Origin of the sequence: Candidatus Methanoperedens sp. BLZ2 (genome assembly GCF_002487355.1) — an archaeon.
Classification (GTDB): Archaea; Halobacteriota; Methanosarcinia; order Methanosarcinales; family Methanoperedenaceae; genus Methanoperedens.
On the sequence record NZ_NTMG01000068.1, the window covers coordinates 132,375 to 143,719 of the forward strand.

Consider the following 11,345-nt stretch of genomic DNA (forward strand, 5'->3'; position numbering starts at 1 on the left):
TTCTCATGGAAATTTTTTGCTATTGTTCTGGCTTTTATTATTTTTAAAAGTTTCATATTTGATCCGAATTCTTACACAAATAATGACCTTTCTCTTACTGGGCAATATTTTGAAGTTGTATTGACGCAACTACCTAAAAATATTTTAGATTTATTATTCTGGATTGGCATTATTCCACTTATCATACTTTCAATGAAGGAATACATGGCAGGACAGCAAAGATTAAGCTTCTGGAAAGAGAAGATATTCAGATATTTTGTACTGCTTCTTAAATATAAATTCATATTTTTTATTCTGGATTTTCTCGCTGTATGTTTTGTAACTTTTTCTATGTTTAATTTTTCCAGGTTTCAATTTACATTAATTCCTGAATCTGTTATCCGAATAATTGGATTCTTTATTGGCATTTTTGAGATGATCCTTGGATTCATCTTATTCCTGGTGCCTGTTATAATTGTCCTGGAAAATAAGACATTTATAGAGGGAACAAAAAAATCAATTGATATCATCAGGAATAAGCTTATTTTATGTCTCATATTCATTCTATTATTGAATTTTATAAATCCATCCAACATATCCTTATTGTTGTTAATAGCAAGCCGATATGTTGCAATTTCTGGATTTGATTACTTTCAATTAATACAAAATCCCGGGTTTAAAATTCTTCAATTGATCCTCTCAAGCGGCTGGTTCATATTATATCATGCCGCTATCGTTGGATTTTATTTGAATATTTCAGGGGAGAAAAAAACTAACGAGGTAAAGGATTAAACATTTCATATTAAACCTGGTTAAAATCATTTCTCATGTAGATTTTACGTTTGCGCCACAAGACGCCCCCTATAGTTGCTAACGCAAAAGATTGTAACCATGCATGATGGTAGGAATGCAGGCGATAAAGCGATACCAGAAGAATCTGATTACCCAAAATTGAGGGAGAAAAATGACTAATAAATCTATTATTATCATCGGTGCAGGTCTGGCGGGTCTTTCCACAGGCTGCTACTCACAGATGAATGGTTATCAAACACATATCTTCGTGCACCATACCAAGCCGGGCGGAGTGGCCACATGCTGGAAAAGCAAAGGCTACACAATCGATGGTGGCATTCATTTCCTGATGTGTCCATTCAGGCTCGCATATTACCTGATCTGGCATATTGTATGGGGTTATTTGCGTTTAAAACTGCTTTTCTAATTTTAGACATTCTTCCCAAAATGCCATACGCAAATTGTAAATATTTGTAAGGATTATTTAAACTATTATCCGGATTGGAACAAGAGTATGTTAGAAATTTTATTTTGGATTTACTTAATTAATTCTGTGCTATTAATAAATCATGAGATCGACTCAGCCTATTGGAAAGAATGGGATATATTCAAATTACCGGGAGGAGTTACCGGATTCATGATCATACATCTCTTTCTCATTTATTTTGTTTTATACGGATTAATCCTGGTATTCCAGCAATCCTTTACAGGCTTGATATTTTCATTGTTATTGAGCCTCTCAGGAATCTTTGCTTTTACAATCCATATATTTTTTATTAAAAAAGGCAGAAATGAATTTAATACACCCATCTCATTATTCATATTAACAGCAACACTAATTGTATCGATAATTCAAGCAGCTACCACGATTTATTTACTTACAGGCTGATTTTTATATGGCCAGTGGGCTTTCCGATTCAAATAAAAGCCAGATGAGGTCGATTTTAGCTTTGTTAGTGACCCCCTTCTCCCATTTTGACTTCCCGCACGCCTGCATCTTCAAGCTTTGACCCACGTGTGGATTTTTCAGGGACCTTTTTCACTTTTACAGCGATGTCTTTTCCAAGCCTTTTACATTCGTCAAGATCTTTTTCGCCAGGTTGATATTGAACGCGTAATACCGGATCTAATACTTTCATGCCAAGCTCACGCATTTTTTCAGCGATCAATACAGGCGCTTCCCCGCTCCAGCCATAAGATCCAAAAGCAGCGCCGACTTTGTCTTTTACGTTTGCTTTTTCAAGGTTTTGAAGGAATTTCTCCATTGGGGGAAGCATTTTGTAATTGAAGGTAGAAGAGCCAATCGCAATCGCATCTGCAGCTATTATTTCTTCCATTTTTGCTTCATTGAAATTCACAGCTTTAGCATCAACATTTCTTGAACTCGCACCTTCCACAATGGCATCTGCCATCGCTTTTGTATTTCCTGATGTACTCAGATATATAACAATTACTTTAGGCATATTTTTCTCTCCTTTTTTTATTGAATGATTGATACTATTGCTCCCAAGTCAATCATTATTGTTAATGTTAGATGTTATCTGGATATAAGCTTTCGCTTTATTTCTTAAAAGGAGCGAATTGCTGATCAAGTGCTGGAGTGTCTTGAGGGGCGCTATCCCGGCATCTCGTCGCAAGTGGAGATGATCGTATGAACTCATATTATAAAAAACCGAAGAATAATCACTATCTTTATATAGAATTAACTCAATAACAAAATGTAAATAATATGGTGATTTTTATTATTTATAGAAAAACTTTAACGATAGCAAAAACTTTTGTGATAATGTCCCCTATACTATTTTTATTATTAACAAATGGCGCAGGTGCAACTCCAGTAAAGGAATGGAGCAGGACTTATGGAGGAGAATTATGGGATGAAGCTAATTCTGTTGTTGAAATTCCCGGCGAAGGATACATAATAACCGGCTCAAGAAATATTCAAACCACTTCAGTTAACATGACCGATTCATACGACGCCTTACTCATAAAAACCGCTCCGGATGGGAATGAACAATGGAACAGGACATATGCAGGAAAAAAGGGAATGAAGGTTTCAATAGCCAGGGATGGAGGATATATAATCAGAGGTTTTAATGATTGGGATTTCTGGTTGATGAAAACCGATCTTCTTGGCCGGGAGGAATGGAACAGGACGCTGCGGATAGATAATAATTTTATGCGCGTAGCTATTGAGGAGACTTCAGATGGAGGTTCTATCCTTGCTGGCGGGAATATTATATTATTATCCGAGTCCATGACTATTTCTCATTTATGGTTCACAAAAATTAATATAAGCGGAGATCAGGAGTGGAATGCGACCTCAAAAAGACCACAGGGTGATATGGCAACCTCAGTCTATCAGACCCTGGATGGAGGATATGTCCTGGCAGGTTACTCAGGGTCAGGTAATAATGACATAGATGTCCTGATCATGAAGACGGACGCTAAAGGCATTGAGCAATGGAACATGACCTTTGGAAAGGCAGGAGAGCCTGAGGGGGCTTATTCAGTTGCACAGACAGAAGACGGCGGTTATATCCTTGGAGGCTTTAAGTTATCCCGGAGACTGATGGGAAATGATTATGATGCATGGGTCATAAAAACTGATGCAGGTGGTAACGAGCAATGGAACAGGATATTTGGGGGATATGATGAAGATTTTGTCTCATCTGTCCAGCAGGCTTCAGATGGTGGATATGTTTTTGCGGGTTATACTAACAGGGCGGGCGATCTGGACGCCTGGATAATAAAGACAGATGCAAAAGGAAAAGAGAAGTGGAAGAAAGTATATGATGGGCCAGAGAAGGACAAGATCAACACAGTTAAAGAGGTCTCTAAATCTGTTTATCTACTTGCGGGCGACTCAGAATCGTACGGAGCAGGGAATATCGATGCCTGGCTTGTAAAAATCAGGGAAACAAATGCCTCTGATTTAGGAACCACAGATAATGATGGATTCGATATAAAATCTACACTCGGATTTGAAATTTTAGGAGCAATTGTTTCGATAGTAATATTATTCTTTTTAATAAGGAAACGAACTTGAATCGGAACCCGTGTATTCGGAACACATATCCGCGTTTTATTTTTTTCTCCTGAGTTTATCCAATTCTCTTTCAAGCTTTCTGATATACTCTGGCTTGACATGATGCAGATCGTTATCTATATCCTCTATGGTTTCTTCGATGGATATTATTTTTGTTTTTAAGAAATCAAGATCGAATTGCCTCAAATTTTAAACAATTAGCTTCTCCATTATATCTTGATAAACCTTATTCATAAATTTATAATAATCATTAATTTTTGAATAAATTTCCTTTGCCACTTTTTCATGATAGGTATGTGAAGTAAGGTTTCTGTCATCAGTCATTTCAAGCGCTTTTATTGTCTCTTCTTCTGTCAGCAATTTCACATTAAAAGCTTCCCTGAAGCATGATTTTGGGGAATTACATATTATCCCTTCTTTCACTTTCAGATATTCCTTTAATAATTTCCAGAGTTATCTCTTTTAATGTCCTTAGTGCTTTTCCCGCATCGTCTGCAATTAATCTCAGCTTTTCCATACCTTCCCTTCTTTCAATGCTTTTTCCCTGAAAATCTGCGAAACTTTAGAAATATCCACTACTTCAACTTTATAAGGGATATTCAAATCTTCAAGTTTTTCTTTCAAAATAGTTATTTTCTTCTTATTACATTCATTCTTTGGCAATATGCCTATGTCAATATCGGAAAATCTATTGAAATCTCCTCTTGCTCTTGAGCCGAACAATATGATCTGGATCTCCTCTCCTCTAAAGATATCGAGAACTATTTTTTTTACCTGGTTTAAACTCTTTTCATAAATATTCAGTTTCTCATCATACTCTGCAAGCTCTGGCATCAATTTTCCAGGCCTCTTTTTCTCCTGCTTAATTTTAATAGCTCCAGACGTTTTAGTATCATCGCAACTATTCAATATATAAATTACTATATTAAAGCTATGGTTCCGATTTTTCGAAATTATTTTGATAGCCAGATAAGAATAAAAGCCGTGGCGCTAAAATTGAGGCGCCGAGGTTGACATATATGTGATCGAGGATTAATCTTCTCTAAATCTCAAATTCAAACTTAATATATATTGTCATGGTGGTCAAAATCCAGAAAAATCACTTTATTTTCAGTTTCAACAATCTCGAAAATAAGTACAAAGGATTTATCGATATGAACTCTTCGCAATCCTTTCATATCATGCTGGAGCGGTTTGTAATGTTGAGGATTTTCCAGTATTTCGCTCATCTTTTTCAAAATTATCTCGAATTGCTTTTTATTTTTTCTGCTGAGTTTATCCAATTCCCTTTCAAGCTGCCTGCTGATTTCGTAATTGTATTTCAAAGCTTGACACCAAATTTCTTTTCAAAATCTGAACTGGAAACAGTACCTTCTTTTTTTATTGATTCAAGCTTTCGGATATACTCTGGCTTGACATGATGCAGATCGTTATCTATATCCTCTATGGTTTCTTCGATGGATATTATTTTTGTTTTTAAGAAATCAAGGTCGGATGCTATTTTTTGTAATAATTGTGCTTCAGACATATTGTATCTCCAAATTTTTTTATTTTGACCATTTTCTACATTGAACTTTAGATTTATTAGAATATTCTTAAACTTAGCCTTGATTTTATTTATACCCCAACCCCTCAAAATTCCCTTTGACCATGTCCTTGATAGCAGTTTCAATATCAGCCTGGCCTGGGCTAAGCCAAAAGGGTTGCCTGGAAAGGGGGCTCGTGTGTTCGGCAGGAACACATATCCGACTGACAACCCGGAAAGGCTATGAATTTTTCCTGACGGTCGGCCGGGACATTGAGTCGGATGGGGATATTGATATGAGGCAGATACCGGGCGGGCTATATGTGGTTCTTCGATTCAAAAATCTGGAGAACATTGGAAATGCCCGGGAACATCTATGGAACTGGATAAAAGAGAACAAATATGAATATATTGGAATGCGGAAAGGCGATCATGGTTGGTTTAATGGATTCGAAGAGCAAATAAATTGGCATGAAGGGATGCCGCCGAATGAATGGGTGTTTGATTTATGGGTGCAATTGAGAGAGTAAGGTTTTGTTTATTATGTTTCTAAGTTCCTTATCGATTCATCTTTTCGACCACCACTAATATCATTGCATTGTATTCTATTTTTATTAAAAACGTATGCACTCACAAAAGTATAATATCGTAAATAGCTTCTATAAAGCCTATGCAATTCTTTGAACTCCTTAAATCCAATTATAAGGATAAAGCACAGAACTTATATGAGGAGATTAAAGAAAGGGTTAAGACCAGCATTGATAACGGAACTTCCACTATTCTTGCCTCATTAATGAGTTTTGTTTTTGTTTCAGGTTCTACTGAAGCTCAATTCTTGACTGGGGCTGGATTTACATTGTTGGCAGAATTTTTAGTAAATTCAAAAGATAAAAGTAGTGAAGAGTTGATAGAAGAAATAAAGGGCAATGAAGAGTTAAAGAAAGAGCTTGCTAGAGCAATCTGCGAGATAGTTACAGATAAGGATTTTGTTAAAGCCGAAGATAAAAATTGGATAAATAGCCTTATATTAGATATGAGGCGAGAGGTTAAAGGAATTGAAAAGGTGGTTAAAGAAGCAGAAGGACGTCTTACCCAAATTCTTTTTAATGAAAGTGGATTAAGAAGACTTTCTGCACACGAATTGACCGATGAAGAGTCTAAAAATGAGTTTAAGGACTGGCTAAACGGATTTTCTTTTGGTTTATCAGCAATTTACCATAATAAAGATTATAGGAGAGAGATAGTGGATGATGTTAAGAATAAACTGGAAGAAAAAGGCAAAGCAATAATAGTAGGTGAAAGTGGAACATCTAAGACCACAATATGGATGAGGGTCATTTGTGAATACTTAAAGGATGGATTTGATGTATTATACAATGAAGGTAGTGAGATTGATTTTGAAAAAGCCAAAGATTATATACAGTCCTTGGGCAGCGATAGGATTCTAATAGCTGTTGATAATGCCCATATAAAAGATAATTCACCAATATATCGATTGATATATGGGAAAGTGACGACCCAGTTAAGAATTAAATACCTCTTGACTATAAGAGAGCCGGATTTTGACAGATTTGTTACTGATCATATTAGTGAATTGGATGAGCCTACGAGGGAGGCAATATACAAATTTCAAGACGAATTGAGACATCTGAGAATTGAGGCGAAATCCTTCTCCAAAATTGAAGTCAAAAAATTCTATGAAAAATATGGAAAAATATTAAATTATAATGAGATAGATACAATTTTCAGAGAAACTAACGGTAATCCAATAATTGTTAGATTTCTTATGACTGGTAATGGATTGTCTAAACACGTTCGAGATAGGCATGATAAATTCATTAAAAATGATAAAAATAAAATAGTTGCAATGTTAGTTTGCACTCTGCTAGATTTAGGATTCAAACCTGCTGATGAAGATATAATACAAAAATTGGAGATAAGCCAAGATATCTATTATCTAGATCAAGCAACTCTTCGTCAAAAAGATAAAAAATGGGTAGTAATCCACCATTTATGGGCATTGGAGTGGCTATCCTATTTATTCAACAATGGTTCAACGCCTAATCATGTTTATCGTTTAAGAGTTCAGTACTTAAGAGATGCTTTAGATAAGATTTCTAATTTAAAGAACGATGTTTTAATTCTCTCTTCGATATCTTCACTATTCCAAGCTTCAGTAAAAGGAAAGATAGACATATATTGGCTATTGAATGAATTGAAAGTTGATGAGTATTTTGAGAAACTTAGTGATAATAAGGGGAAAGTTGATGCTTACACTTTAATAGTAGGCTCAGCTTTTTCTAATTTAGGCAAAAATGAGGAGGGCATTATATTTTTTGATAAGTCTATAGAGCTCGACCCTTATTTTGCGTCTGCTTGGAGTAATAAGGGTGCAGCTTTTTTTGATTTAGGCAAAAATGAGGAAGCCATTGAATGCATTGATAAGGCTATAGAGCTCAACCCTTATTCCGCTCAGGCATGGAATAATAAAGGTTCAGTTTTTGTTAAATTAGGCAGAAATGAAAAAGCGATTGAATGCGCTGATAAGGCTATAGAACTCGAATCTAATTTTGCCGAAGCATGGCATATCAAAGGTTCAGCTTATGTTGCCGAAGGCAAACATGATGAAGAAGCCATTAAATGCTTTGATAAGGCAATAGAGCTTAATCCATTTCTTGTAGATGCTTGGCATAATAAAGGTGTAGCTTTTTCTAATTTAAATAACATGGATGAAGCCATTAAATGCTTTGATAAAGCTATAGAGTTCAAATCTAATTTTGCCGAAGCATGGAATAATAAAGGAGCAGCTCTTGGTAATTTGGGCAAACATGAAGAAGCTATTAATTGTTTTGATAAGGCTATAAATCTCAAATCTAATTATGCTAAAGCTTGGAATGATAAAGGAGCAGCTTTTCGTAATTTAAACAGATATGAGGATGCCATAAAGTGCTACACCAAAGCCTACATATTAAAAGATTACCTTACAAATAAAGACATAAAACTGCTTCATGATGAGATATTACAATTAGCCGAATTCGTATTGAAATTCAATTGCTCTGATATAGATAGTGATCTTTTATTAGTATATTCATCCATTAGAATTGATATAAATTTAGCAAGAGAGATTATAGATGAATTTATAAAGATTGACCCAGAGCTATCAGAATTGAGGGATAAACTTGGATTCGAGAAGCAATAAGCTACTTTTCGTTTCAATTTTAGTATGTAATTTGCGAGTATTTTCTTACCTTTTAAACAAAGAATAGATCTAGAGCTCTGCTGTGGATACCTCAGTGCTTTCAGCCCGAAGTCGGTTACGGTTATGGATGTTATGTGCATCGTTTGAATATCCTTGACCCGAATACATACTCAAAATTTTAAGTGAAGTTCAGATACCAATAAAGAGAATAACAATATGTTATTTCCAAAACCCAAAACAATATATTTATCAATCTTAAAACCATAACAATATTTATGAGAAAAGGGGCGACATTTGTAAGCATTAACGGTTGTGGGAAACCTTTGTTTGCAAACGTAACATCTCGAAGCTAAGAAGGCAACTTTCGCTATCAAAATTTGGGAGGAAACCATCATGAGAAAAATAATCGCATCAAAATTCTACACGTTAGACGGCCTCATGTCCGATCCGGAAGATAAAATGGAATGGGTCCTGGGTATTTTTAACGATGAAATGGGAAAATATGAAAGCGATCTTTATGACAATGCTGACACCCTGCTTCTTGGAAAAACAACGTACAAAATTTTTGAGGGCTATTGGCCCACGGCTGCTTCACATCCGGCAACCTCACAGGGCGATATCGAAATGGCGCATAAGATCAACAATATAACCAAGATTGTTTTTTCTCATTCTATGGAAGGCGTTGAATGGAAAAATTCAAAGCTTCTAAGAGAGATCAACCCTGAAGAAATAGTAAAGATGAAGCAAGGGAAGGGTAAGAATATACTGGTCATCGGAAGTGCCAGTATCGTGCAGCAACTTACAAATCTTGGGTTAATTGATGAGTATCATTTATTACTCCATCCTGTTGTCCTGGGAATCGGAAAACCTTTGTTTAAGGATATCAGGCAAAAACATGACCTGAAGCTTCTCGAAGCTAAGACCTTCAGTAATGGGGTCGTCATGCTTCGCTATCTGGCCCCTGAAAAATAAGTAAAAAAAGGAGGGATGGGATAATTATAAGCCGGATGGGAATAGATGTCCTATAAAGGAAGGGGTTATTACGGAATCTGAACAAAACATATTAAATACAAAGGAGGCGCCGAAATGGCTGGATCTTTAGAGGGCAAAGTTGCACTTGTGACTGGCGGCGGTTCCGGGATCGGAAGAGCTTCTGCGCTGGCGTTTGCCAGGGAAGGGGCAAAGGTCGTTGTGGCTGATGTGCAGGTCAAAGGCGGAGAGGAAACAGCGAGGATGATTAAAGATACAGGTCATGAAGCCGTATTCGTTAAAGCTGACGTATCAAAGGCTTCCGATGTTGAGAAATTGATCAGCACAGCAGTCAGGACCTACAACAGATTGGACTGCGCCCACAACAACGCAGGTATCGAGGGAGCCAGCGCCTCTACAGCAGACTGCACCGAGGAGAACTGGGATCGTGTTATCGACATCAATCTTAAAGGTGTGTGGCTGTGCATGAAGTATGAGATACCCCAGATGCTCAGGCAGAAAGGTGGTGCCATAGTAAATACATCGTCTGTAGCCGGACTTGTAGGTTTCAGGGACATGCCTGCCTACTGCGCTTCCAAAGGCGGCATAATTCAGCTAACGCGCACGGCAGCGCTGGAGTATGCAGCAAGGGGTATTCGTGTTAACGCCGTATGCCCTGGCGTTATCCGTACGCCGATGGTAGAAAGGGTCACAGGCGGCAAACAAGAGTTTGAAGCACAGTTTATCGGACTTGAACCGGCAGGACGATTGGGCACACCGGAAGAGGTAGCTGAGGCTGTGGTATGGCTGTGCTCAGATGCGGCTTCGTTTGTCATGGGTCATCCGATGGTCGTGGATGGAGGACTTGTTTCACAGTAGTTGCAGGACAAAGATCCTGAGAAATCAAAAAGAGTCATGGCTGCAATGCTTCAAATGGATAAAATTGACATAAAAACTTTAAGGCAAGCGTATGATCAAGGATAATCCAAATTGGAAGTCTATCGATGGCAAGCAGAGAGAAAAAATTTATCAAAAAGCTAAAACGTTGAAAGAAGCAATTATGAAATCAAATACGAAATGGTTCTATGATGAAACAGTTCAGGTGGGTACAGATTATCAGGATATTTCGAATGTCCAGGCATATGATATGCAGATGGAAAAATTCAGGGATGTTAAAAAAGAAGCAACTGATATAATTGAATCCATATGCCTGGGGGAAAAACATTCATTACTTGAAATTGGAACGGGAACAGGTAATTTTGCAATTGAAGCGGCAAAGCATTGTAATAAGGTTTATGCTATCGATGTTTCATCTGCAATGATAGCTTATGCAAAACAAAAAGCACAAAAAATGGGGATGAGCAATATTTCTTTTTGTCAGGCGGGTTTTTTAAGCTATGAGCATAACGGAGATCTGGATATGATCGTTTCAAATCTTGCATTGCATCATTTGCCGGACTTCTGGAAAATGATTGCCCTAAAAAAAATCTATAAATTGCTTAAGAATGGCGGGACTTTTTATTTAGATGATGTCGTTTTTTCATTTCCAGTTGAAGAATATGACTATAAAATCGACAATTGGATTGATGCCATAAAAGAAAAAGCAGGAATAAATTTTGCAGAGGAAGCGCAAATGCATATTAAGGAAGAATATTCAACCTTCGATTGGATTATAGAGGAAATGCTCCATAAATCAGGATTTGAATTTGAAATTCGTCATAAGGATGATTTTTTTGCATTATATTATTGTAAGAAGAACTAAGTCATATGAAAAAATTTAAGGGAGTGTAATCTTTTTTGCTGAAACTATCCTTATGAATATCCCTTCATAT

The 11,345-nt window shown here is 36.7% G+C and carries 15 protein-coding genes; 9 read left to right on the top strand and 6 right to left on the bottom strand.

Annotated features, from left to right (window positions below):
- Positions 1-204 precede the first annotated feature (204 nt).
- From CL181_RS14305 to CL181_RS21570, 3 genes are all read left to right on the top strand, one after another.
- Positions 205-771, top strand: a complete 567-nt coding sequence (locus CL181_RS14305; protein WP_141398923.1) for a hypothetical protein — start codon at positions 205-207, stop codon at positions 769-771.
- Positions 772-943: 172 nt separating this feature from the next.
- Positions 944-1,198, top strand: coding sequence for an NAD(P)-binding protein (locus CL181_RS14310; protein ID WP_097299994.1), 255 nt, complete (start codon positions 944-946; stop codon positions 1,196-1,198).
- Between the two features lie 87 nt (positions 1,199-1,285).
- Positions 1,286-1,660, top strand: a complete 375-nt coding sequence (locus CL181_RS21570; RefSeq protein WP_369332920.1) for a DUF6713 family protein — start codon at positions 1,286-1,288, stop codon at positions 1,658-1,660.
- Between the two features lie 64 nt (positions 1,661-1,724).
- On the opposite strand, the gene CL181_RS14315 is transcribed toward CL181_RS21570, so the two are convergent.
- The gene (locus tag CL181_RS14315; protein WP_097299995.1) at positions 1,725-2,234 is read right to left on the bottom strand and encodes a flavodoxin domain-containing protein; all 510 of its coding nucleotides are present in this window, start codon (positions 2,232-2,234) and stop codon (positions 1,725-1,727) included.
- A gap of 323 nt (positions 2,235-2,557) precedes the next feature.
- On the opposite strand from CL181_RS14315, the gene CL181_RS14320 reads away from it, so the two are divergent.
- Positions 2,558-3,820, top strand: coding sequence for a hypothetical protein (locus tag CL181_RS14320; protein ID WP_097299996.1), 1,263 nt, complete (start codon positions 2,558-2,560; stop codon positions 3,818-3,820).
- A gap of 36 nt (positions 3,821-3,856) precedes the next feature.
- Here the strand turns inward: CL181_RS14320 and CL181_RS20525 are convergent, their stop codons facing one another.
- The 5 genes from CL181_RS20525 to CL181_RS14340 form a co-directional block, all read right to left on the bottom strand.
- Complete coding sequence (locus CL181_RS20525; protein WP_176505239.1) at positions 3,857-4,006, bottom strand: hypothetical protein; 150 nt, start codon at positions 4,004-4,006, stop codon at positions 3,857-3,859.
- 3 nt (positions 4,007-4,009) lie between these two features.
- The gene (locus tag CL181_RS14325; protein ID WP_217993179.1) at positions 4,010-4,243 is read right to left on the bottom strand and encodes a nucleotidyltransferase substrate binding protein; all 234 of its coding nucleotides are present in this window, start codon (positions 4,241-4,243) and stop codon (positions 4,010-4,012) included.
- An 81-nt stretch (positions 4,244-4,324) separates the two neighbouring features.
- Positions 4,325-4,729 (bottom strand): nucleotidyltransferase family protein, encoded by a 405-nt coding sequence (locus tag CL181_RS14330; RefSeq protein WP_255251584.1) that lies wholly within the window; start codon positions 4,727-4,729, stop codon positions 4,325-4,327.
- Between the two features lie 152 nt (positions 4,730-4,881).
- Positions 4,882-5,145: a type II toxin-antitoxin system mRNA interferase toxin, RelE/StbE family gene (locus tag CL181_RS14335; protein ID WP_097299998.1), complete on the bottom strand. Its 264-nt coding sequence runs from the start codon at positions 5,143-5,145 to the stop codon at positions 4,882-4,884.
- Positions 5,142-5,348, bottom strand: a complete 207-nt coding sequence (locus CL181_RS14340; protein ID WP_097299999.1) for a hypothetical protein — start codon at positions 5,346-5,348, stop codon at positions 5,142-5,144. The genes CL181_RS14335 and CL181_RS14340 overlap by 4 nt, the downstream gene beginning before the upstream one ends.
- 122 nt (positions 5,349-5,470) lie before the next feature.
- Between CL181_RS14340 and CL181_RS14345 the strand changes: the two genes are divergently transcribed.
- The 5 genes from CL181_RS14345 (at position 5,471) to CL181_RS14370 (ending at position 11,275) form a co-directional block, all read left to right on the top strand.
- On the top strand, positions 5,471-5,875 hold the full coding sequence (locus tag CL181_RS14345) for a GyrI-like domain-containing protein (protein WP_097300000.1): 405 nt from the start codon (positions 5,471-5,473) through the stop codon (positions 5,873-5,875).
- Positions 5,876-6,015: 140 nt separating this feature from the next.
- Positions 6,016-8,544, top strand: a complete 2,529-nt coding sequence (locus CL181_RS14350) for a tetratricopeptide repeat protein (protein WP_097300001.1) — start codon at positions 6,016-6,018, stop codon at positions 8,542-8,544.
- A 393-nt stretch (positions 8,545-8,937) separates the two neighbouring features.
- Entirely contained in the window at positions 8,938-9,516 is a 579-nt protein-coding gene (locus CL181_RS14355) for a dihydrofolate reductase family protein (RefSeq protein ID WP_097300002.1), read from the top strand.
- A gap of 114 nt (positions 9,517-9,630) precedes the next feature.
- Complete coding sequence (locus tag CL181_RS14360; RefSeq protein WP_097300003.1) at positions 9,631-10,392, top strand: SDR family oxidoreductase; 762 nt, start codon at positions 9,631-9,633, stop codon at positions 10,390-10,392.
- A 91-nt stretch (positions 10,393-10,483) separates the two neighbouring features.
- Positions 10,484-11,275 (top strand): class I SAM-dependent methyltransferase, encoded by a 792-nt coding sequence (locus CL181_RS14370; protein WP_097300004.1) that lies wholly within the window; start codon positions 10,484-10,486, stop codon positions 11,273-11,275.
- Positions 11,276-11,345 lie beyond the last annotated feature (70 nt).